We start from the raw sequence: 22206 nt of genomic DNA, 5'->3' as shown, positions 1-22206 counted from the left end.
AGCGTTATAGTGGATGGGTGAAAAGAAAGAGATTTATATGTCTGGCTTGTTGCGAGAACTGCCAATGACACCTCGTCGTTACACACTTCTGTTGATTGTGTCTCTGGTCATGGTATTTGAAGGCTATGATACGATGATCATTCCCTATGTCATGCCCAAGCTCGGCCCGTTGTGGCATTTGACGCCGATCGAAAACGGGGCACTGGCATCGTACGGATTTATCGGTTTACTCATCGGGTCCATTGTACTTGGGCCAATCGCGGATCGGTTTGGGAGACGCAGAGTCATGATTTTTGGTTTAATTTGGTTTTCTATATTTACGGGCCTCGCAATGTCTGCAAACGGTTATGGAAGTTTTGCAGTGTTCCGCGTCCTCGGCGGTTTTGGGATTGGGGGCGTAATGCCTATCTCGGCATCCATCGCCGCTGAGTATGCCCCGCCTCAGAGACGTGGCTTTTGGGTATCGTCGGTTTATGCAGGTTTTATTGTCGGGTGGGCGCTGTCCGCGGTGATGGCGATGCTCATCATCCCAGCGTTTGGATGGCGCGGAATGTTCCTCGTCGGACTCATTCCGATTTTGTATGCCGCTGTACTGGCCCGATGGCTGCCCGAATCCTTGCAGATCTTGGTGAAGTGGGGAAGGCCAGACCAAGTCCGCAAGACGCTCTCTCGCTTAGGGTATACGCAATTTGAAAACGGCGCCTTTGAGTTTCATCTGGATGAGTTGGAGGAGAGTCACTCATTGGCGCAAATCGGTTTGCTGTTCAAAGGCGGCATGGGGCGAACGACGGTCTTGTTGTGGGTCGCCTCCTTCTTCACATTGTTATTCATGTACGGTTACGCGACGTGGCTCCCGACGTTGATGGTCAAACACGGACACGGTCTAGTTCGAAGCTATTCCTACAGCCTCGCTGTCGATCTCGCACAGGTAGTCGGAAATCTCATCATGGGCACACTGATGGACCGGTTTGGAGCGAAACGGGTGACAATTGTATATTTTGTGTTACTGTCCCTAAGTGTCGTCCTCTTCGGCGTGAATTCTACGAATGCCTATATCTACGCCTTTAGTATTCTGGTAGGACTGTTTACCGCTGTTCAAGCGGGCATCAACACGACAATGGCCCATATTTATCCAGCAAATGTGCGTGCCAGCGGGATCGGGTGGAACGCCGGGGTGGGACGTCTCGGCTCTATTTTTGGCCCAGTTGTCGTGGGGTGGCTGGCTGTGTATCCGATGACGCTGGAAGGCTATATGGTCGCCTTTGCCGTCATGTCACTGCTGGCGATGGCGGCAGTGGCCTTGTCGCCGATTCGTTACGAGCGTTTCAGTCCCGATCCGCTCGGCGAAGCATCTGTCTCCTGACGGTTCATTCGCCACTGCGATGGAAGGTCCTATGTGCGCTTACACACGTTATTATCTGAATATTCGATGTCATTTTTGTTGCGGATGGTACGTAGGCGCATGATCGAGATATAGGAGGAAGTTTCTGTTCGACATCAGAGTGTACCGTGTACGTGTTGGAGACATTGGTGTCGGCAATCAAATTCTGTATCGAGTTCGGATTCCGAAACCAGTCCAGGCATTTTGTTTCATTTCTCGCTACGCTGTGGAAGAGGCAACTGACCACAAAAGTATGGAGGGAAGAATCGTATGAATGCATCGGTGACGGAACGTCTGTCAGATTTCCAGTGGCCAACTGAGGGGGTCACGCGTGTGCCGTACCGCGTCTTTTTGGACCGCGATATCTACGAACTGGAGCAGGAACGGCTTTATCGAGGGCAGACCTGGAACTTTGTCGGTTTGGAAATCGAATTGGCACAGCCGGGGGATTTTAAGACGAACTTCGTAGGAGATACGCCCATCGTTGTCACACGCGACAAAGAAGGAAACCTACGGTCGTTTGTGAATCGGTGTGCACACCGTGGATCGATGGTTTGTCTGGAGAACAGTGGCAACCGCCTTAGCTTCAGCTGCCCATATCACTTGTGGAGTTACGATTCGACAGGAGCGCTTCGGGGCGTCCCTTTTCAACATGGGATCTCGGGAAAAGGCGGGATGGAAGAGGGGTTCCGGATGTCAGAACACTCTCTTCAGACGCTGAACGTCACCACCTACAACGGACTCGTATTTGTAAGTTTTCAACAGGATATGCCTTCCATTGAAACGTACTTGGGACAGCGCATGCGGGAGAACATCGACAGGGTGTTCAATCGGCCAATTCAACTACTCGGATACAACCATCAATATTTGCAGAACAATTGGAAGCTATATTTTGAAAATGTAAAGGATTCATATCACGCGAGTCTTCTTCATTTGTTCTTTGCCACATTCGGGCTGAACCGGTTGTCGCAGAAGGGCGGGATTGAAGTAGACGAGACGGGTGGGCACCATATCAGTTTCACCAAGATGAACACGGACGAAGGTCGAGAGGGCGAGTATCAAAAGTCAAATTTGAGATCATACCAGTCCAAATTCACCTTGGAAGACGAATCGCTTCTGGCCGGAAGGCCCGAGTTTGACGACGGGGTGACATTGGCGATTCAGACCATTTTCCCAAATCTGGTCGTCCAACAAATTTACAATACGCTCGCCGTTCGACAAATTGTCCCGAAGGGGCCAAGCGAGACGGAGCTAATTTGGACGTACTTCGGGTATGCGGATGACGATGACACGATGCGAAACATTCGCGTGAAACAGTCGAATCTCATTGGACCGGCTGGACTGATTTCCATGGAGGATGGAGCCATTGGTGAAATCGTGCAGAAGGGCGTCATTCGAGACGAGGATCAGTCGTCATTTGTCGAGATGGGCGGGACGGGTGTCGAGAGTCAGGAACACCGAGTAACGGAGACATCTATTCGGGGATTTTGGCAGCAGTACAGGGCGTTTATGAATTTTTGAAGACTGGCTTCCACAGGGTTCGTCATGGTAGAGAGGAGAGACTGTTATGGATTTACAATCCGCACAACGCCCCATCGAGGATCTATTGGCAGAATACGTACATTGTGTTGACGATGATCGTCTCGAGGAATGGCCCGATTTTTTTACGGAAGATTGTCTTTACCGCATCATTTCCCGTGAGAATGAAGAACGGAACTTACCGATGACGGTGATGTACTGTGACAGTCGTGGAATGTTGAAAGATAGAATTCAATCACTTCGCGAGGCAAACGTTTACGAACACCAGTGGTATCGGCACATGATAAGCGCCGTGCGGGTGGTTGGTGAAACGGAAGGCGTTTTTACCGTTCACACGAACTACACGGTGTTCCGCACTACGAATGAGGGTTCCACGACGCTCTACAATACGGGGAAATATGTGGATCGAGTCGTCTTCTTTGAAGGTGGACCAAAATTTATTGAAAAAAGTGTGATCTTCGACACCACGCGGATACCCACGCTGTTAGTCATCCCGATTTAGGCTAGTGGGGAGCATGTTGTCGCGTCTCAGGAAACTTCGATGGAAAATAGAGAGACATCCTGTCGTCTTTGGGGGGCAGACACCGGCTATGGAACAGGCTCAGGTCGTGCTTTCTTCAGTGCGCAATGCAGTGCGTCTATTGCGGCAATTTTCTCACGCCAGTCCGGAATTGGGTATAAAGGAGCTCAGCGATCGGCTCAACCTCCATAAAAGCGCCGTATTTCGGCTGGTGCGCACGCTCGTCGAGGAAAACGTGATTCAACAGAATCCAAAGAATAAGAAGTACTCGCTCTCAGTTGGCGCGTTTGAAATAGGGACGGTCTTTTACCACGAGATCGACATCTGTACTGTAGCCTTTCCCCTGTTGGGACTGCTCGCTGAAAAGCTTGGCGAGGTGATTCAACTGGCCATCTACGATATGGGGGATGTCGTGTATCTATTGAAGTTTCCCGAGGACACCGACACGTTGTTTTTCAATGGAATGGGGAGGAGAGTCGCGTGCCACTGTACAGCCGTGGGCAAATTGTTGTTAGCCTTTCAAGACGAACCAGAGATTGAGCGATATACCAGCCTTCCTATGAAACAGTATACGCAAAAGACAGTAACGGATCCGACGCGGTTAAAGGAAGAGCTGTATAGAATCAGACAACAGGAATACGCTGAGTCGTACGAACAATACCGACCATCTAGGTTCGCTCTTTCAGTGCCTATTTTTAGCGATCTGTCAGAGCGAGTGATCGCTGCCATCAGTATCACTTGCCCAACGGAGCACTACTCGCTGCGAAAAACGGACTATCTAATTGAGGAGATGAAAAAATGTAGCAGGTTGATCACGCGCCGCCTTGACACGATTCGGTGGAAAAAGCGGAGATTCATGGATTAATTCGGGCGCTGCAAGGCAGGACAGTTCAAGAGCCAACGCTCAAAACAGTTGGCTCTTGAGCTTTACGCCTATTTTGCCTATTCCTCTCAGACAGATGCGTTTGCACTCGAATGCAGTACGCGGTATTGGCCTCGATAGAACAGCAGCGGTTCCCCATCCGTACGATGATGCGAAAGAACTTCACCGACGAACAGAGCGTGATCGCCTCCGTCATAGGTTGCCCACAAGCGGCATGCGGCCCACATGTTGCAGTCCTCTAATACGGGAATTCCCTGAAACTGTGTATAGCGTAATGAAGATTCGATCTCGTGGCTAGGGTGACCCGCAAAGTGTCGTGAGACCTCCTCCTGGTGCGCTGCCAATACGCTTACGCCAAAACGTTTCGCATGTGCGATGTAGCGGAAGTGATTTGCACGTTTATCCACAGAGACGAGAATCAACGGCGGATTGAGTGATACAGAAGTAAAGGAGTTCGCAGTCATCCCACGTACAAGCTCTCCGTCCAAGGTCGTGACGACGGTGATACCGGTGGCGAATTCCCCCATCGCCTTGCGAAACTCCACACTAGCTACAGTGGATTGCATACTTGTGCCCTCCTGTGAGGTGGATTCGATACATCTCGTCATGCGGTTACAACATCGTGGGTGAAGTGGGGCAATACGTGTTTAGAAAAACGTTCCATCGACTTCAATGTCTCCTTGTGACTTAAACCTCCGAAGTCGAAATAGATGATGACTTCTTCCACGCCTGCCGCTTCCACTTTCTTCAACGCCTCCGTGCAGTACTCAGCATCGCCGACGATAATGGTCTGATCGCTTAAGTCGGTCGTCTGCAATTGACGTAACCTATCGACGATATCGATGAAGTAACGAATATGTGGCGGAGCCGTGGTGGGGTCTGATGGAAATGCCGGGACGATTCCATGGAAGTATTTGAGCATACGGCGTTTGGTTTCTTCTGCCTCGTCTTTTGTTTCTGTGACATTCAAAAAGTAGGAACACCTAACTTTTTTATCTACAAAGCCGTGTTCCTGCGACGACTTTTTGAATGTGTTCACTGCATTTGCAATGCTCCCGAATACCATGTTTGCCGCGAACGGTGCAAAGATGACGTGTTCTCCCATCTCTGCGGCCTTTTCTAACGAGGGTTGACTAAAAGAGGCGACATAGATAGGGGGATGCGGGTCTTGAACCGGTCTCGGTGTGATGCTAATTTCAGGGACTTTATAAAATTTCCCATCATATGAGAACGCTTTCTTTGTCCACGCCAGTTGAATGATGTCCAGTCCTTCAAAGAAAATATCTCGACTGTCCTGAAAGTTGATACCAAACGCATCGTATTCACGTTTATCGTAGCCTCGCCCTGCGGAGAAGATGGCCCGACCGTTGCTGAGTAAGTCCAACAGCGCGTATTCCTCAGCCATGCGGACTGGGTGACTCGCCGGCAATAGGACCACCGCGGGGGCGAGTTGCAGATGGCGCGTCTTCGCTGCCACGTGAGCCAGCAACATCGATGGAGAAGGCAATACCCCCAATACCGAAAAGTGATGCTCTGGTACCCACAGTGAGTGAAATCCAAGTTCTTCGGCGTATATCGCCTGCTCGACTAGGTCGAGCAGCATCTGATTCGAGTCCTTGCGTTCCTTACCGTATTCGGCTGGGTTGTCTGTAAGCGTGAAATAGCCAAACTTCATGCGAAACATCCCCTTTTTTAATTATAGTGAACTGAATTCACTATATATGAACTCATTCAAAATCGTATGACGATTCTAATTGTTTGTCAATCGTGATGTACCGATATGGGCTTTGTACAAATTGAGCAGCGTACTCACGAACATGGATTTGCATTCACGCGATCACCGCGGCACCCGCAGACGGAAAATTTGCGTTTTTGATGTGCTATAGTGGAGAAAACTGCTGGCTTCACGAGGGGAATTGTATTGAACACGGAGTTCCGGAAGGAATCACAAGGGATTCAATCGATAGAACAGGCATACGCGATACTCAAGGCAGTGTCTGAATCGAGCAGGCCCCTGTCCATGATGGAGTTGTCAAACCGCTGTGGAATGACAAAAACGAAACTACATAAGTATTTAGTGAGTTTGACCCGGATCGGCTTTTTATCCAAAGGTCGAGACTTGAAGTATGCATTAGGTAACGAGCTTCTGTTGCTCGGCTTAATCGCGTCAGAGCAGTTCGACATCAGGAGTCAGGCAAAATTATATATTGATGAGCTTCAGGCTCAATTTAATGAAACGTTCGCACTCGGCATTTGGGGCCAGAGTGGCCCTTTCTTTCTGCTCTGGCAAGAGAGTGATCGCACGGTTAATATCGGCATCAAAGTTGGAAGTCGAGTGAGCTTGACTCACAGTGCGACCGGCTTAATCTTCTCTGCGTTCATGCCTGTTGACAGACTTCAGCCGATGTTAGAACAGGAAATAGAGCGGTTTGGTCTCGACCGCACGCTTCTTGCCGACAGGTTAGAACGCGTTCGAGATGCGGGTTACGCGACCGTTGATGGTGAACATATCCCGGGTATTGCAGCCGCGGCCGCACCTGTTTTCAACAGGTCGGGTGGGTTGCAGGCCGCTCTGGTCGTCGTCGGGACACAGGGAGGGCTGCGCATTGACGCTGACTCGGGATTGATTCAGGCTCTGAAGAGCGCCGCGCATCAGCTCTCTAAGGATTTGGGGTACCTCGTTCGGGCATAGAAAAATGTTAGGACGGGTGTGCGGTGCAAGCTTGTCAAACGAAATCGGGGCTGCTCCCCGGGCATTTTAGATGAGTGTGAATGGCCCTTTTTCGTTAACGGCATGTGATTGGTTCGACAGCGGATAGCCGTAGCAGCGTCGGCACGATTCCATGGTCGGTCGGCTGAAATGCCACCTCATAGCGAGTTTATTGGGATGCGCTTCGCGTATGAAGATAGCGGATGACTTCGTGAATCGGCATGACGTCTCCAAATTTCCTGTCGATGTCCGCGAGGTTATTCCGATGCACCAGTTCATCTCTGTCGCCGACCGCCTCCGCTGGGATGATGGGACGGATGGCGTGTTGGATGGTCTCCGTCGCCACGGCGCGAACGGCTCCACTCGTTGAAAAACCGGAGATGATCAGAGTATCACACCGCTCTTCTTGGAGGATTTCGAGAAGATTGGAGTCCGAATAGACGGAAAAGTACTTCGTGTAGATGTACACATCTGTTTTTTTCGCTTTGATTCGAGGGTCTAGATGAATGGACTCCGGGGAAGTGGACAACGCCTCCATCCCGGGTACCTTCTTGATGAAGATTTGTAAGGCTTGATCGTCCTCTTTAAAATACGAATTTGAATAAATTACAGGACATTTGGTTTGATGTGCGGTGTCCACTAGGTTACGAATGTGCTCTACCTCTTTATCCCATTCACCATGCATCGGTGATTCTTTGCTCGTAAAGGACGTATTACAGTCCATCACAATCAGCACTGGACGCTCCCCGAAACCAAAACGCCCTGAAAAACCCCTGTTTTTGAAATATTGCTCAATTTCTTCGGTAGAGTATCGGCGTTGCCCACCTGGTGTGTAATAGACTTGCACGCCGTATCCTTTCACGACGCGATTCTTCTCCAAACGCCGGAGCGTGGTTGTGGAAATACCGAGGAGTTTTGCGGCTTCGTTAATGGGAACTAAAATGATAGGAAACCTCCAGATGTGCAGGTATCACCGATTCATATGACATTCTAAAGCACGATCAGCTAGTAAAGGAGTTATCCCTAAATTAATGCATGCTCGTACATGCGTCAATTTTCGTATGCGGTTGGGCGTCTGGTTGACCACGTCGTACTTTGCTTTCATCGTAAATCACCCCGAGAGTGCAAGTTCCGCCAACATCTAAAATTTCAGATAATTCATTGACTGATTCTGAAGGGTGTTTATAATAACGATGAATGAGTAGGTTTGAATAAGTTTGGTGGTGTTTGATTAACAATTCCGGGGATACCAATCACTACCAGAAGGAACTCCAGAACGAAGGGGCTAAAGCGTTATTTTGACCAGTCGTCTTGAGCGCCTGGGTGACGACCCAATAGACAACATAGTAGGGGGAGACAAATGCAGAATCGTCAAAACGTCTACTCACCTTCTGGCACGACATGGAGACGGCGCATTAAATCACAGAGGGGAAATGAACTATGAGCACACAACCAACTTTAAAAAAATGGATGGAAGTGATCCCGGAGTCGGAAAGAGCCACCTATACGCTAGCGGGATTCCACCAGGAAATCGATTTAGGAAACCGTCTCGCATTGTTGGTCGTCGACGTGACATACGGATTTACGGGTTCAGAGGGGCTGACGCTCGAGCAGGCGATTCAGGAGTTTCCCACTGCATGCGGCCCAGCATCTTGGGAAGCCCTACCTAGAATTGCAACACTGCTTCAACTTTTTCGGGAGTACCAGTTGCCGGTCGTCTTTACCAGGGGGGCTCCGTACGACAGCAAGTTTGTCGGCGGTGCCGTCAAATCGCAAAGACGACTGGACATGACGGGTAGGTATAATGAATTTCCTACCGCGATTCGCCCATCTGATGGGGAGTACGTTCTCGAGAAGACGAAAGCCAGTGCCTTTTTTGAGACGCCATTGCAATCCTATCTCGTGCGGGAAGGTGTGGATACCGTGGTGGTTTGTGGTGTCTCTACGTCGGGGTGCGTACGTGCCTCCGCAGTGGACGCACATTCCCACGGGTATGCGACATTCGTGATTGAAGACTGCTGTTTCGATAGATCCTACTTTGCACATTGCACGAACCTATTCGACCTGAATGCAAAATACGCTCACGTCTTATCGTTGGAGGAGTTGCAGCACCATCGCGACCACAAGGGGATGACAACTGCACATTCGCCCAAGAGAGGATGAATGTGCAGCTCAGTTTGATGATTTGATATGTTAACTTTCATGACATAACAACTTGAGTTCTCCCGAACGGTTTCGTAAGATGAACTTACCTGTTGAATGGGAGGACCAACGTTGTGAGTCAAACTACCATCCTCGCCCTTATCACGTTGGCGGCCGTACTTGGATTTCGACATGGGATAGACTGGGATCATATCGCGGCCATCACCGACCTAGTCGGAGGGGAATCGGATAAGCGATGCGGGTTTCTGCTCGCACTTTGGTACGCGATAGGGCATGAAGTGGTCATCATCGCGTTCGGTGCCCTGGCTGTCTTGTTGGGGTGGACGTTGCCGCACTGGGTGGACGGGGTAATGGAGCGATTTGTCGGAATTACACTCCTCGTCTTATCTGTTTTTTTAATTGTCTCACTCATCAGAAATCGCGGTGAATTTGTCGTGGTGAGCCGTTGGCGGATCTTGTTCATTGGGTTCTACAGCATCTTCTCTTGGTTCACCTCGCGTGCCGGCAGCCGCCATCGGAAGTCGGCATCGTCAAGGCCAACGATGCGCATGTCATTTCGCGGGGCATTCTCGATTGGAGTGGTTCATGGAATTGGCGCGGAGACGCCGACGCAGCTGCTTCTGTTCGCGACTGCCTCCGGACTGGCGTCTCCCGCGAAGGGATTTCTCGTCGTTCTCCTGTTTGTCATCGGGTTGCTGTGCTCACACATGATGATCACGCTCATCAGCCTTGCGGGCTTTTTGAGCGCGCGCAAACACCACCTTCTGGTGCGGACAATTGGGACCGCCACAGCGACCTACAGCCTCCTGATGGGCGTCATTTTTACATTGGGATACGCAACGATGTTACCGACTTTGCTGTAGGGGGAATCCGCATATGCGCCTCACCGTGCAAGAACGAGATAAACTGTTGATTTTCGTGGCGGCACAGCTCGCGGCCAAGCGATTAGAGCGCGGGTTAAAATTGAATTATCCGGAGGCTGTGGCGCTGTTGTCGTCATACGTCACCGAAGAGGCGCGCGCCGGGAAGACGGTGGCAGAACTGATGGAGTCGGCTCGGCACGTGCTGTCCGTGGACGACGTGATGCCCGGCGTCGCACAGATGATTCACGAGGTACAAGTGGAGGCCACGTTTCCAGACGGGACGAAACTGGTGACCGTCCATTCGCCTATCCGCGGCGAGGCGTCCGCTGTCGTACCAGGGGAGACGGTCGTCGACGGCGGTGCTGCGAAGGGGATTATGTTGGTGCCGCAGCGGGATAGGGTGGTGCGACTGGTCCGCAACACGGGAGACAGGCCGGTCCAAGTCGGCTCGCACTACCATTTCTATGAGGTCAACAGCGCGCTCGAGTTCGATAGAGACGGCACGCAGGGCTATCGACTGGATATTCCTTCTGGAACGGCGATTCGCTTCGAGCCGGGGGTAGAGATGGAGGTTAACCTCGTCCAATTCGGCGGTGAGCAGAAGATACACGGATTTCGGGGCGAGCTAAATGGGGGCGCTCCGCGATGAATAGCGTTGACCGCGAGGCCTACAGCGGCATGTATGGGCCGACCACGGGCGACAGAGTTCGTCTGGCCGATACGGAGCTGTTTATCGAGATCGAACGCGACTACACGGTGTACGGGGACGAGGCGAAGTTCGGCGGGGGCAAGACCATTCGCGATGGGATGGGGCAGCACCCCTATGCGACGAGAGCGGAAGACGTGTTGGACACGGTGATCACGAACGCCATCATCCTCGATACCTGGGGGATTGTCAAAGCGGATATCGGCATCAAGGACGGCTACATCGTGGCTATCGGGAAGTCGGGCAACCCCTTGACGATGGACGGCGTGACACCTGGGATGGTGATTGGCGCGAGCACCGAGGTCATCGCGGGCGAAAACAGGATTGTCACAGCGGGCGGCATCGACAGCCACATTCACTTTATCAGCCCGCAGCAGGTGGACGTAGCGCTGCAGAGTGGCATCACGACGATGTTGGGTGGCGGGACAGGTCCCGCGACAGGCACGTTGGCAACCACCTGTACACCTGGTGCGTGGCACCTCCGGCGGATGCTGGAGGCGGCAGAGGCTCTTCCCGTCAATGTCGGATTTCTGGGAAAGGGCAACTCGTCTGGGTATCGGGCGCTCGCGGAGCAAATAGAGGCCGGCGCCATCGGGCTCAAGCTGCACGAGGACTGGGGGAGCACCCCGCACGCGATTGACACTTGCCTCGGTGTGGCCGACGACTTTGATGTACAAGTCGCCATCCACACCGACACGCTCAATGAAGGCGGGTTTGTACAAGATACAATCGCTGCCATCGCCGGGAGAACGATTCACACTTACCATACGGAGGGCGCAGGTGGTGGCCATGCGCCGGATATCATTCGCATCGCGTCGATGCAAAACGTCCTGCCCTCCTCGACGAATCCGACGAGGCCGTACACGAAGAACACAGTGGACGAACATCTCGACATGTTGATGGTCTGCCACCACTTAGATCCGAATATCCCTGAGGACATCGCCTTTGCGGATTCCCGCATTCGCCCGGAAACGATAGGCGCTGAAGACATCCTTCACGATCTCGGCGTCTTCAGCATGATGAGCTCCGATTCGCAGGCCATGGGCCGCGTCGGAGAGGTAATTATCCGTACGTGGCAAACGGCCGACAAGATGAAGCGACAGCGCGGGTCACTCCCCGGTGACGGCGCGGCAGACAATGCGCGCGTGAAACGGTACGTCGCAAAATACACCATCAACCCGGCGATTACGCACGGGATCGCGGCGCACGTCGGATCGGTGGAGGTTGGCAAGTTTGCCGATCTCGTCGTCTGGTCTCCCGCCTTTTTTGGCGTCAAGCCGGAATTGATTCTCAAGGGGGGCGCCATCGTGCTCGCCAATATGGGAGATCCGAACGCTTCCATCCCGACGCCAGAACCGATGTTTTATCGCCCGATGTTTGGACAGATGGGCAAGGCAAGGTTTTCGACGGCGCTCACGTTTGTCTCGCAGGCGTCACTCGACTTGGGGATTGTACAGGAGTACGGGCTCAACAAGCGGCTCGTCGCGGTCAAGCACTGCCGCAGCATCGGTAAACAGTCGATGATTCACAACGCCGCACAGCCCTTCATCGAAGTCGATCCGCTCACCTACCGCGTCACTGCAGACGGGGAATTGCTGAGCTGTGAACCGGCCGACGTCTTGCCGATGGCTCAACGCTATTTTTTATTCTGAGATGACGTCCATTCATCGTTGTCCGGGTCATAGTAGGAGGTTTGCGATGAAGGTCACCGCGATTCGAGGACGTGAAGACGATTTTCCGGATTGCGCGCGCGATGAACTGTTGCTCGAAAGCGATGATCTCGCACGGCGCGTCTTTCGTAAAAAGACGGCGTCCGGACGCGAGGTGAAGGTGTCCTTGCCGCGCAACACCATCCTTCGACCAGGTGACGTCCTCCTCGTAGAGGACGGTTGCATCGTCGTTGTCCGCGTGGTGCCGGAGTGGGTGCTCGTCGTTCGACCGACCACGTTTGAACAAATTGCAGAAGCGGGTCATCAACTGGGGAATCGACATATTCCCATCCAAATTTACGACGACGAGATAATCGTAGCGTACCACCCGTTGCTGGAGACGTTGTTTCAGGGCTTGGAGATCCCTTGCGAACGAGTTCTACGAACGCTCGATCAACCATTTCTACATATCTTTGCACCTCACATGCATTAGAGGCGGTGCCGATGAATTCTCAATCTTTCCTGTTTATGCTCCAGATTTGTGATGGCAACTTTCCTAACGGCGCGTTCTCGCACTCTTTTGGCTTAGAGACGCTCATCGAAGAGGGGCGGATTTGCGATGCAAAGACGTTTCAGGAGGCGCTCGACGACTGGTTTCACCTGCAGTTGTTGCCCTTTGACGGCCTGGCGGCGCACATCGCTTGGGAACGAGCTGACGCACTCGACGAGGATGGCGTCCTCGAGGTCGCAGAAATCGTCTGTGCGTCGCTGTTGGCAGAGCAATCCAGGCGAGGCGCCCTTCAGATTGGCAAACGTTCACTGCAAGTGCTCAGCGGACTCGTCAAACGGGGGATGACGCAGAGGTATTGGGAGAAAGTGTCGGCGGGCACTGCCCAAGCGACGCACTCCATCGCAGTAGCTGTCGCGGCGGCAGACTTGGGGGTTGAGCAGGATTTCGCCACGAAGGCGGTTCTGTACAGTGCACTGTCGGGCCTCGTGGCGGCGGGGATTCGGGCCGTTCCCATCGGTCAAACGATTGGCCAACAAATTCTCGCCACAGGCCGGGGGTGGATTGCAGCGGCACCACCGCTTTCTGGGCGTCAGGTAGCGGATATCTCGTCGGCCGCCGCGATGTGGGAGGTAGCTCAAATGAACCACAAATATTTAAATGGTCGACTGTTTATGTCTTAGGGGGATTCGCATGAACGCCGTTCGGATTGGAATTGGTGGACCGGTAGGAGCGGGGAAGACGGCTCTCGTCGAGCGTTTGACGAGAACGCTCCAGGGCAAGTACCAGATGGCCGTGGTCACGAATGATATTTTCACGCGTGAAGATGCGGAGTTTCTCATCCACAACGGGGTTCTCGAAGAAGCGCGCATCATCGGCGTGGAAACAGGTGGGTGTCCTCACACGGCCATCCGCGAGGATGCGACCATGAATCTACAGGCCATCGACGAGTTGGAAACGCGATTCCCGGACCTTGATGTCGTGTTTGTCGAAAGCGGTGGTGACAATCTGGCGGCAACTTTCAGTCCGGAATTAGCCGATTTCGCCATTTACATCATCGATGTGGCGCAAGGCGAGAAAATACCGCGCAAAGGCGGCCCAGGCATCTGCAAGTCGGACCTGCTCATCATCAATAAAACGGACTTGGCTCCATACGTAGGGGCGAGTCTCGACGTCATGGCGCGCGATGCAAGGCGCATGCGCGGGGATAGGCCGTTTATGTTCACCAACTTGCTACGAGGCGAAGGGTTGGTCGAGGTGGTGGAGTGGCTTGAGTACAACGCAATGCTGGTGGGGCCGTGAAGGAAATTACGGGGCGCATCGACCTGGAATTTCGCGACGAGCGTGGCAGGACCGTCGTTGAACGGCAGCAGTTCTCCGGCCTTCTTCGCGCGAGTCGACCGGTGTATCGAGGAGCGGGCAACTGCCCTGAAATCCAGCTGGTTCACCTCGGTCCTGGCTGTATGGATAGGGACAGTTATGAACAACGCCTCGTGCTAGGCAAAGGAACGAGCGCGGTCGTCGGTTTTCAATCGTATGCGAAATTGCTACCAGGGGCGGTTGGAGCGACTCAACGCACGACTGTCATGCTGGAGCCGGGAAGTCGATTGACGATGAAGCCAAACGTCGTGATTCCGTACCCAAATTGTACCTATGCATCCACCACGTCCGTGCACGTGTCGGAAGGTGCACAGGTGACGATGTCTGACATCCTTGTCCACGGTCAGGACACGCCTCCGGATGCGCTCGCGTGTAACCAGGTGTCGCTGACCACTCTCGCGTTTCGAGATGCACAACTGGTCTTGCGGGACTGTCTGCAGGTCGGCTTGCAGTCACTTGGACGAGGGCGCGTCTGGGCAAAGGGCTGGCCGGTGCTCGGAAGTGTATACATCTTAGGTGACGTTTCTCGTCCACTTGAACAAGGCCTGCGCCAGGTGATTGAATCGTTCGTCGAGATGGATATCCAAGTGGGTCTATCGCAGATTGAACACGCGGGATTTGTCATGAGGATTTTGGGTGGCAGAGTTCAGTTGGTAGAACATGTGATTGAGCGCATCTCCGCCGCCGTACATTCGTATCACGCGGGAGGTGACGGCCAGGGGCGGCGGATGTTTGACGATTCCTCCGCGACCAAATAGCAAAGCGGGCGCAATTGCGCTTAAAATAGAAGATATCCAAATCGTCTGATAGCCAGGAGGGATGACAGGATGAATTACGTAAAATTAGGAAACACGGGCCTCGACGTATCACGCATTTGCCTTGGCTGTATGAGCTACGGTGTACCCGAACGGGGAAACCATCGATGGGTGCTCGACGAGGAACAGAGTCGCCCTTTTATTCGCAAGGCGCTGGATTTAGGGATTAATTTCTTCGATACTGCGAACGTGTATTCGGATGGAACCAGCGAGGAAATTGTCGGGCGAGCCTTGAAGGAATTCGCGAATCGTGACGAGGTGGTCATCGCGACGAAGGTTCACGGTCGCATGCGCCCGGGGCCGAATGGGGCTGGACTATCGCGAAAGGTGATCATGAGCGAGATCGACAACAGCCTCAGGCGGTTGGGCACCGATTACGTCGACCTGTACCAAATCCACCGCTGGGACTACTACACCCCCATCGAAGAGACGATGGAAGTGTTGAACGACGTGGTCAAGGCGGGGAAGGCGAGATACATCGGCGCTTCCTCGATGTATGCGTGGCAGTTCTTAAAAGCATTACATATCGCAGACCAAAACGGCTGGACGCGTTTTGTATCGATGCAGAACTACTTGAACCTCCTGTACCGCGAGGAGGAGCGCGAGATGCTGCCGCTGTGTGAAGCGGAGAAGATCGGCGTCATCCCATGGAGTCCGCTCGCACGTGGGCGGTTGACACGAGATTGGGATGAAACGAGTGCGCGTTCGGAGACAGACGAGTTTGGCAAGACGCTCTACGCCACGACAGCCGAGGCGGACAAGCGAGTGGTTGAACGGGTCGCGGAGGTGGCGGCGAATCGCGGTGTCCCGCGAGCACAGGTCGCACTCGCCTGGGTGCTGCAGAAGTCGCCCGTGACCGCGCCGATTGTGGGAGCGACGAAGATGCACCACCTGGATGACGCGGTGGCAGCTCTGTCCATTTCGCTTACGCCCGAAGAAATTTCCAGCTTGGAAGCTCCCTATGTACCTCACCCTGTGCTCGGGTTCAAGTAACCATCAACTGACATGCCTATCAACAGAGACCTTTGGGTCATCGAGTAGTTCAAAGGCGGTATGATGATGGGGGTGTCCCAAAAGTAAATTTTGGATTTTTGAAGCCCCACTTTGATTAAGAATTCCTTAAAAAGCCTCCATCTCCACTTTCACTGTGGATTTGGAGGCTTTTCTATATGATGTTGGGACTGGATGATTTGGTACGACCCTTTTGGGACACCCCCATTTTGTTCTGGATTCCCTAAACCACGCGCCGAGCGCTTGCGGTTTGGCCGCTTATTTGAACCAGATGCCTTTGCGAATTCAAATTCCACTTTGCCATCCGGACGCAGCGTTAAATGCGCCTGGAACGATTTACCCGCCTTGCTCGTAAATTTGAGTGAGCGGGTTCTCTTTTTCTGGAGAAGATCCTTCATTTGCGCCTTCGTCAGGGTATGACCTGAAATCTGTTTCCAAACGCCAAATTTGCACCCGGTTTGCTTCCAGTTCGCGCATCCGTACGACTTTTTGGTCTCCACTATCTCTCCATTGCACAACGGGCACGTTCCGATGACATCGCGATGAGGGGATTGTGTGTGAAACGAGAAATCGACCTTGGTACGCTGGATGGTTTCGACGACCTTCCCGGTAAAATCGCTAATTTCACTGATGAATTGCCGAACGCTGTACGTTCCCGACTCAATTTGAGCGAGGCGGTGCTCCCAGTCGCCCGTCATTTCCGGCGACTTGAGTGCATCGACGTCAATGGCGTCGATCAATGCGCGCCCTTTTTCAGTCGCAGTCAGATTGCGCTTGTGAACTCGGACATATCCGTCTCGTTTGATCTTTTCAATAATCGACGCGCGTGTCGCTGGAGTACCCAATCCACGTTCTTTTAACGCCTCGGCCAACGTTTCATCATCCATCTGTCTGTCCGCATTCTCCATAGCAGACAGGAGCGACGCTTCGGTAAAGTGCGCCGGGGGTTTGGTCTGTTTCGACAGTACCACAACTTGTTGCGTTTGAACTTCGTCCCCTTTTTTCACAGTCGGCAACGTGGTTTGTAAATCTTCATCCTCTGACGATTTGCTCTGGTTGTGGGTGTCTTCTAACCCGAAAGCTGCTTTCCAGCCACTTTTCAAGAGAGCGCGCCCCGTGGTCTTAAACAACTCTCCGACGACCGCAGTGACAATCGTCGTAGAAGCCCACTCGGCGGGCTCATGCAGGGCTGCCACGGTCTGTTTGGCCACCAACTCATAGATCTTGCGCTCGTCGTGTCGCAGTGCCGTCGAAGCGGGTTTTTCAGTTGGAATAATCGCGTGATGGTCCTTCACCTTGGAGGCGTTGACCACCTTTTTTGTCGGATGCAATACGTCGGGAACGAGCTTCGCCAACTCTGGAAACGTCTTGGCGACAGCGCTCAAGCGCCGAGGCAAGGTCGCAACGATATCGTCTGACAGATAACGGCTATCTGTACGTGGATAGGTGAGCACCTTGTGCGTCTCGTACAGGGATTGGGCCAGTTTGAGTGTCTGGTCGGCAGTGAAACCGTATTTTTGATTCGCTGTTCGCTGTAGCGACGTGAGATCAAATAGCTGAGGCGGCTGTTCTTTCACCACCTTTTGTTCAAGTTGTACAATCGTACCCAGCCGTCCTTCGACTTTCGCGAGTACCGACAGGACGTCCTCTCGTCGACGAAAGCGCGTTGTCTTGTCTCCATTCATCCACTTGCCTCGGTACTCCCCCTCGACGTGTGAAAAAGTGGCGTCTAGTTCGAAGTACGGCTCTGGTCGAAAGTGTTCAATTTCGAGGTCTCTGCGGACGATCATGGCGAGCGTGGGAGTCTGCACTCGACCGACGGTCAGCAGGGTGCCCGTGTGGGTAGTGAGGGCCCTCGTCGCGTTGATCCCGATGAGCCAATCGGCCTGCGCGCGAGCAAAACCAGCGTAATAGAGGTTTTTATACTCCGCATTGCTCTTCAAGCGCCGCATCGCATGGCGAATCGCCTCCTCTGTGAGCGACGACAGCCACAGGCGTTTGGCCGGGCCCTTGAATCCGACGGAGCGGGCGATCCACTCGTAGATCAGTTGCCCTTCGCGCCCGGCGTCGGTCGCGACGATGACTTCCTCAGCTCGTTTTAAGAGAGAGGCGACGATTTTGTACTGCGCCGCACTCGATTCGATGACCTTTAACCGGAATGCCTTCGGGACGATAGGTAGATCTCCGATGTTCCACTTTTTATATTTGGCATCGTATTCCTGTGCATCGGCCAGGGTAACGAGATGGCCAACGGCCCACGTGATGGTATAGCCATTCGCTTCCACATATCCTTGGTGTCGCTTGATACCACCGATCACGCCAGCGATGTCACGGGCGACAGACGGCTTTTCGGCGATCATCAGTTTCATCGCGGATCCACTCCGTTTTGGTTCTAAATTCTATTGATATACCAGCTTGCCTTGACTGTGCAATCGTGCCAGAACCGAGGTGGCAAGTCTAGTCTCGTTTTGGAGAACGCCATCCGCCAGATCTCGCGACCCTTGCGCTGACCAGAGTAAGACTTTCAAAATTCCCGTCAACTGTGTTGACGGAGCTTTCAACGTTTCCGCTGCTCTATCAGTGGGTTCCTTGATGGAAACAACTCATTTTCTAATTCCGTCTTACTAGTCAGAATAAATTGACATCATTTTTCCAGTTTGCGTATAATCGAAATATGAATCGTTCAATTCAACTAATGAACTAAGTCGCGGTGTAAGTGGAGGGGTTGGAATGAAAATTGCATTGTTTGACGATAACAGGCTCGGTATTGTGAAGGGCGACGGGATTGTGGACGTCAGTGAGTTGGTCCAGTGGAATCCGAAGACGCCCCAAGCGTCATTGGTCTCGTTCATGTCCCAATATGAGAAATGGCGACCTGCGATTGAGCGAGCCCTGTCGAGTGCGCCGCCAACTCCGCTCCAACAGGTAACCTTGCGTCCTCCTGTTCCCAATCCTTCGAAAATCGTCGCTGCACCGGTCAATTACTATCTGCATCAAGATGAGATGAACGCTCAATTTCAGAACGCTGAATTCACAGTAGAGAAACTTGGGTTCTTCCTGAAAGCGTCATCATCTATCATCGGACCCAATGACACCGTGTTGTTGCCTTACCGGGACAGAAGGTTTGACCATGAAGCAGAGCTTGCCTTTGTCGTCGGCAAACAGGCAAAGGATGTGCGGTATGCAGAGGCGGCTGACTACATCTTCGGATACTTTGCACTGATGGATATGACGATGCGAGGGAAGGAAGACCGTCCAATGCGCAAGTCGTTTGACACGTTCACGCCCGTTGGACCGTGGATTGTCACGAAAGACGAAATAGAGGATCCAAACCAATTGTCGTTTACGCTTTGGGTGAATCAGGAGGTTCGTCAACAAGCGAACACACGGGATCTGATCTATGACTGCTACAAGTTTTTCGAAGTGGCGTCGCACGTGATGACGCTGGAGCCGGGAGATATTGTGACCACGGGTACTCCGGAAGGTGTGGGACCGGTTCAACCGGGCGACACGGTGCGGATTCAAATTGAGCGCATCGGTGAATTCTCGGTATCTGTAGACTATCGGCCTGGCGTGTGACCCTGTGCGAGCTGTCCATCTATCTGAGGAGGGGACAAATATGGAGAGTAAGGCGCAAACGGATGAACTCGAAGTGCTTCACAAAGAGATGGCAGAGAATCATCTTGGCCCACTGTGGTCTTCCATTCAATACTTAAACACAGTCGAACCGATGGCCAAGCCGATTCCGTATCTTTGGAAGGCATCGTTGATTCAAAAGTTTTTGTCCCGTGCTGAGGAATTGCTCGAAGTGGGCAAGGGTGCGGAGAGACGTGCGGTATTTCTCATCAATCCCGGGATGGAGGACCTTCAGCCGCTTGGCTGGGGTGGTGCTACGCAGACGTTATATGTCGCGGTTCAAGCAGTAAAACCAGGAGAAGTTGCACCCGCGCATCGGCATACGACGTCTGCGCTGCGATTCATCATGAGTGGGAGCGGCGCGTCTGGGCGTGTGGAGGGGCAGAAATTTCCATTCGAACCGGGTGACTATCTGATCACGCCAGGTTGGACTTGGCACGACCACACCAACGACGGAGAGGAGACGGTGACGTGGATGGATTGTCTTGACACCCCATTCACGATGTATCTCAACGTCTGCTTCACAGAGTTTCATCCCGACAAACAGCAACCACTTCAATTGCCAGACGATTACAGCGCCAGACGCTATCGCGGAGGAATGGTGCGGCCGGTGTCGGATCGAAAGGCGCAGATCTCTCCACTCGGGCGGTATCGCTGGGACTTGACGCAAAAGACGCTGGATGGGATGAGTGAATTTGAGGCGGACCCGCATGATGGCTACACGGTGGAGTACATCAATCCAGCTACCGGGGAAGACGCAGATGGTCGAATCGGCGCGCGGATGACGAAACTGCCGATCGGATTCCAGGGGAAGGCTCACCGACACGTCCACAGCAACGTGTATTACGTGCACGCGGGAAGTGGTTACACGGTGATGAACGGTACGCGGTTCGATTGGGAGGAAGGCGACTTTTTCGCGGTGCCGGCGTGGACTTGGCACGAACATGTAAATGCGTCCCATGATTCGGAATCCTATCTATTTTCCGTTAACGACCTGCCGATTATGGAGGCGTTTGGATTTGAGCGAGAAGAAGAATTGAGCGCGTCGGATGGTCACCAAACCGTGCATGACGTGTTTGAACCGCTGCTTCCCTAGCCTGCGCCGTACTAGAAACAGTGAGAATTGCTAGCGTGATGCGCGGTATCCCATGCGCGATGAGATGCGGGTTGCCGCAGTAATCACTTTTTGCTTGGCTTGCTCGAGTGCTTCGCCGCTGAAGTGTACGGTAGGGCCGATCACGCCGACGGCACACACAAACTCTCCGCGGTAGCCGAAGACAGGTGCGGCTACGCCATTCACGCCGACGGTCGTCTGTTCGATATCGATGAGATATCCCTGTTCACGGACAAGAGCCAGTTGGTCGCGCAAGGCTTTTGGGTCCGTGATGGTATTAGGCGTCAGTTGCGGGATGGGTTCACAGAGCAAGTTTGCCAGCTCGTCTTCTGGCATATAGGCCATCATGATGTGACCCATCACGCCGAACGTCGGTCTGCGGTGCTGTCCTACGTAGGATGACACTTTGAGTCCTTCAGGGGTTTCCTGGCGGAAGACGTAGACCATCTCGGTGCCCTCGAGCACGGTCATGAGTACAGTCTGCTGCGTTTCCCGAAACAATTCGACGAGAATTTCCTCGGCCTCATTGTGCAAATCGAGCGAAGCCGTGACGAGACCGCCGTACTTCAGGAGGCGAAGGCCCAAGCGATAGCGAAGCGTCGATTCGTCGTATTGAATCAGGCCTCGGCGTTCCATGGTGTAAAGGAGTCGATAAGCTGTCGCCTTTGGAAGTTCGGTGGCCCGTACAATTTCATCAATGGACAGACTGGGCGCATTGAGTGAGAACGTCTCGAGAATATCGATAGCCCGGTCCAAAGCCCGGATGGAATTGATATTTACGTCTCTCATGAGAACCTCCAAGTCCTGTCTACGCAGGTTGATAGCCTCTGAACGCCCCAGTTTCCGCATCGACTGAGATGATCATTCGCACTTCTTGTTTTGAGAGTCTGCCTGGTGATTTGTACAGCACAACGGCGCGATATACTAATGGTACATCTCCGTTGAAAGCAAAATTCATTCCTTCGGGATACCAACTAGAATCGTGGAAAAAGGCTGCTAAGCGACATTCGTCAATGATCCACTTACCTTCACTCGGGTCGGCATGAATCAGACCCGCCATGTGTGACACCGCCATTTCACAAGCATCTGAAACCGAAATTAAAGATCTCATTACGCACTCTTCCTCTACATCGTAAACGGGATTCAAGTCGCCAGGAAGTTCACCGTGGCGAAACAGCTTGAATCATACCACCTGTATCTCAGAGATTCATTGAAATCTCGTCCAATTTCCTCAACCGAGCGCTTCCACTTTGATTCTAGCTAAAGCGATAAACTTGGCGAAAATGGCCGTCAAGAATCCTTACAAGCAAAAACGTGTAGTCGGGTCT

At 52.9% G+C, this 22206-nt stretch carries 22 protein-coding genes; 16 read left to right on the top strand and 6 right to left on the bottom strand.

Features of this window, described 5'->3' with window-relative positions; genetic code table 11:
* Positions 1-13: 13 nt before the first annotated feature.
* The 4 genes from NZD89_RS23470 to NZD89_RS23455 all read left to right on the top strand — a co-directional run bounded on the left by NZD89_RS23470 (position 14) and on the right by NZD89_RS23455 (position 4305).
* Positions 14-1363: an MFS transporter gene (locus tag NZD89_RS23470; protein ID WP_268005104.1), complete on the top strand. Its 1350-nt coding sequence runs from the start codon at positions 14-16 to the stop codon at positions 1361-1363.
* Positions 1364-1651: 288 nt separating this feature from the next.
* Positions 1652-2902 (top strand): aromatic ring-hydroxylating dioxygenase subunit alpha, encoded by a 1251-nt coding sequence (locus NZD89_RS23465; RefSeq protein WP_268005103.1) that lies wholly within the window; start codon positions 1652-1654, stop codon positions 2900-2902.
* 46 nt (positions 2903-2948) lie between these two features.
* Positions 2949-3422: an aromatic-ring-hydroxylating dioxygenase subunit beta gene (locus NZD89_RS23460; RefSeq protein WP_268005102.1), complete on the top strand. Its 474-nt coding sequence runs from the start codon at positions 2949-2951 to the stop codon at positions 3420-3422.
* A gap of 88 nt (positions 3423-3510) precedes the next feature.
* Positions 3511-4305 carry an IclR family transcriptional regulator gene (locus NZD89_RS23455; RefSeq protein WP_268005101.1) on the top strand — a complete coding sequence of 265 codons (795 nt, stop codon included), beginning with the start codon at positions 3511-3513 and terminating at the stop codon, positions 4303-4305.
* A gap of 86 nt (positions 4306-4391) precedes the next feature.
* On the opposite strand, the gene NZD89_RS23450 is transcribed toward NZD89_RS23455, so the two are convergent.
* A complete protein-coding gene (locus tag NZD89_RS23450; protein WP_268005100.1) occupies positions 4392-4889 on the bottom strand; it encodes a flavin reductase family protein in 498 nt (165 codons plus the stop codon).
* A 38-nt stretch (positions 4890-4927) separates the two neighbouring features.
* On the bottom strand, positions 4928-5998 hold the full coding sequence (locus NZD89_RS23445; RefSeq protein ID WP_268005099.1) for an LLM class flavin-dependent oxidoreductase: 1071 nt from the start codon (positions 5996-5998) through the stop codon (positions 4928-4930).
* 246 nt (positions 5999-6244) lie between these two features.
* On the opposite strand from NZD89_RS23445, the gene NZD89_RS23440 reads away from it, so the two are divergent.
* Positions 6245-7015 (top strand): IclR family transcriptional regulator, encoded by a 771-nt coding sequence (locus tag NZD89_RS23440; RefSeq protein ID WP_268005098.1) that lies wholly within the window; start codon positions 6245-6247, stop codon positions 7013-7015.
* A gap of 187 nt (positions 7016-7202) precedes the next feature.
* Here NZD89_RS23440 and NZD89_RS23435 read toward each other — a convergent pair whose 3' ends face one another.
* Positions 7203-7964, bottom strand: coding sequence for an isochorismatase family protein (locus tag NZD89_RS23435; protein WP_268008593.1), 762 nt, complete (start codon positions 7962-7964; stop codon positions 7203-7205).
* 509 nt (positions 7965-8473) lie between these two features.
* On the opposite strand from NZD89_RS23435, the gene NZD89_RS23430 reads away from it, so the two are divergent.
* The 9 genes from NZD89_RS23430 (at position 8474) to NZD89_RS23390 (ending at position 16110) form a co-directional block, all read left to right on the top strand.
* The gene (locus NZD89_RS23430) at positions 8474-9196 is read left to right on the top strand and encodes a cysteine hydrolase family protein (RefSeq protein WP_268005097.1); all 723 of its coding nucleotides are present in this window, start codon (positions 8474-8476) and stop codon (positions 9194-9196) included.
* A gap of 113 nt (positions 9197-9309) precedes the next feature.
* On the top strand, positions 9310-10059 hold the full coding sequence (locus NZD89_RS23425; RefSeq protein WP_268005096.1) for a hypothetical protein: 750 nt from the start codon (positions 9310-9312) through the stop codon (positions 10057-10059).
* Positions 10060-10072: 13 nt separating this feature from the next.
* Positions 10073-10708 carry an urease subunit gamma gene (gene ureA, locus NZD89_RS23420; protein WP_268005095.1) on the top strand — a complete coding sequence of 212 codons (636 nt, stop codon included), beginning with the start codon at positions 10073-10075 and terminating at the stop codon, positions 10706-10708.
* A complete protein-coding gene (ureC, locus tag NZD89_RS23415) occupies positions 10705-12417 on the top strand; it encodes an urease subunit alpha (RefSeq protein ID WP_268005093.1) in 1713 nt (570 codons plus the stop codon). The genes ureA and ureC overlap by 4 nt, the downstream gene beginning before the upstream one ends.
* A gap of 46 nt (positions 12418-12463) precedes the next feature.
* Positions 12464-12907, top strand: a complete 444-nt coding sequence (locus NZD89_RS23410) for an urease accessory protein UreE (protein ID WP_268005092.1) — start codon at positions 12464-12466, stop codon at positions 12905-12907.
* 11 nt (positions 12908-12918) lie between these two features.
* Entirely contained in the window at positions 12919-13605 is a 687-nt protein-coding gene (locus NZD89_RS23405) for an urease accessory protein UreF (RefSeq protein WP_268005091.1), read from the top strand.
* 10 nt (positions 13606-13615) lie between these two features.
* Positions 13616-14224: an urease accessory protein UreG gene (ureG, locus tag NZD89_RS23400; protein WP_268005090.1), complete on the top strand. Its 609-nt coding sequence runs from the start codon at positions 13616-13618 to the stop codon at positions 14222-14224.
* Entirely contained in the window at positions 14221-15060 is an 840-nt protein-coding gene (locus NZD89_RS23395; RefSeq protein WP_268005089.1) for an urease accessory protein UreD, read from the top strand. Before ureG ends, NZD89_RS23395 begins: the two co-directional genes overlap by 4 nt.
* Positions 15061-15129: 69 nt before the next feature.
* A complete protein-coding gene (locus tag NZD89_RS23390) occupies positions 15130-16110 on the top strand; it encodes an aldo/keto reductase (protein ID WP_268005088.1) in 981 nt (326 codons plus the stop codon).
* A 149-nt stretch (positions 16111-16259) separates the two neighbouring features.
* Here NZD89_RS23390 and NZD89_RS23385 read toward each other — a convergent pair whose 3' ends face one another.
* Positions 16260-18497 carry a type IA DNA topoisomerase gene (locus tag NZD89_RS23385; RefSeq protein WP_268005087.1) on the bottom strand — a complete coding sequence of 746 codons (2238 nt, stop codon included), beginning with the start codon at positions 18495-18497 and terminating at the stop codon, positions 16260-16262.
* 361 nt (positions 18498-18858) lie between these two features.
* On the opposite strand from NZD89_RS23385, the gene NZD89_RS23380 reads away from it, so the two are divergent.
* A complete protein-coding gene (locus tag NZD89_RS23380) occupies positions 18859-19707 on the top strand; it encodes a fumarylacetoacetate hydrolase family protein (protein WP_268005086.1) in 849 nt (282 codons plus the stop codon).
* Between the two features lie 40 nt (positions 19708-19747).
* Positions 19748-20860 (top strand): cupin domain-containing protein, encoded by a 1113-nt coding sequence (locus NZD89_RS23375; protein WP_268005085.1) that lies wholly within the window; start codon positions 19748-19750, stop codon positions 20858-20860.
* A gap of 30 nt (positions 20861-20890) precedes the next feature.
* On the opposite strand, the gene NZD89_RS23370 is transcribed toward NZD89_RS23375, so the two are convergent.
* Together NZD89_RS23370 and NZD89_RS23365 are read right to left on the bottom strand one after the other, a co-directional pair.
* Positions 20891-21667, bottom strand: coding sequence for an IclR family transcriptional regulator (locus NZD89_RS23370; RefSeq protein ID WP_268005084.1), 777 nt, complete (start codon positions 21665-21667; stop codon positions 20891-20893).
* A gap of 19 nt (positions 21668-21686) precedes the next feature.
* A complete protein-coding gene (locus NZD89_RS23365; RefSeq protein ID WP_268005083.1) occupies positions 21687-21989 on the bottom strand; it encodes a hypothetical protein in 303 nt (100 codons plus the stop codon).
* Between the last annotated feature and the right edge of the window lie 217 nt (positions 21990-22206).

The sequence above is a fragment of the Alicyclobacillus fastidiosus genome, from assembly GCF_026651875.1.
GTDB lineage: Bacteria > Bacillota > Bacilli > Alicyclobacillales > Alicyclobacillaceae > Alicyclobacillus > Alicyclobacillus fastidiosus.
This window is presented reverse-complemented; position numbering and strand designations above follow the sequence as displayed.

Coding starts and splice junctions, on each gene's coding strand:
- NZD89_RS23390 (WP_268005088.1), top strand. CDS start 15,130: ATGAATTACGTAAAATTAGGAAACACGGGCCTCGACGTATCACGCATT.
- NZD89_RS23375 (WP_268005085.1), top strand. CDS start 19,748: ATGGAGAGTAAGGCGCAAACGGATGAACTCGAAGTGCTTCACAAAGAG.
- NZD89_RS23380 (WP_268005086.1), top strand. CDS start 18,859: ATGAAAATTGCATTGTTTGACGATAACAGGCTCGGTATTGTGAAGGGC.
- NZD89_RS23465 (WP_268005103.1), top strand. CDS start 1,652: ATGAATGCATCGGTGACGGAACGTCTGTCAGATTTCCAGTGGCCAACT.
- NZD89_RS23470 (WP_268005104.1), top strand. CDS start 14: ATGGGTGAAAAGAAAGAGATTTATATGTCTGGCTTGTTGCGAGAACTG.
- NZD89_RS23370 (WP_268005084.1), bottom strand. CDS start 21,667: ATGAGAGACGTAAATATCAATTCCATCCGGGCTTTGGACCGGGCTATC.
- NZD89_RS23460 (WP_268005102.1), top strand. CDS start 2,949: ATGGATTTACAATCCGCACAACGCCCCATCGAGGATCTATTGGCAGAA.
- ureC (WP_268005093.1), top strand. CDS start 10,705: ATGAATAGCGTTGACCGCGAGGCCTACAGCGGCATGTATGGGCCGACC.
- NZD89_RS23385 (WP_268005087.1), bottom strand. CDS start 18,497: ATGAAACTGATGATCGCCGAAAAGCCGTCTGTCGCCCGTGACATCGCT.
- ureA (WP_268005095.1), top strand. CDS start 10,073: ATGCGCCTCACCGTGCAAGAACGAGATAAACTGTTGATTTTCGTGGCG.
- NZD89_RS23445 (WP_268005099.1), bottom strand. CDS start 5,998: ATGAAGTTTGGCTATTTCACGCTTACAGACAACCCAGCCGAATACGGT.
- NZD89_RS23405 (WP_268005091.1), top strand. CDS start 12,919: ATGAATTCTCAATCTTTCCTGTTTATGCTCCAGATTTGTGATGGCAAC.
- NZD89_RS23430 (WP_268005097.1), top strand. CDS start 8,474: ATGAGCACACAACCAACTTTAAAAAAATGGATGGAAGTGATCCCGGAG.
- NZD89_RS23365 (WP_268005083.1), bottom strand. CDS start 21,989: ATGAGATCTTTAATTTCGGTTTCAGATGCTTGTGAAATGGCGGTGTCA.
- NZD89_RS23410 (WP_268005092.1), top strand. CDS start 12,464: ATGAAGGTCACCGCGATTCGAGGACGTGAAGACGATTTTCCGGATTGC.
- NZD89_RS23455 (WP_268005101.1), top strand. CDS start 3,511: ATGGAACAGGCTCAGGTCGTGCTTTCTTCAGTGCGCAATGCAGTGCGT.
- NZD89_RS23450 (WP_268005100.1), bottom strand. CDS start 4,889: ATGCAATCCACTGTAGCTAGTGTGGAGTTTCGCAAGGCGATGGGGGAA.
- ureG (WP_268005090.1), top strand. CDS start 13,616: ATGAACGCCGTTCGGATTGGAATTGGTGGACCGGTAGGAGCGGGGAAG.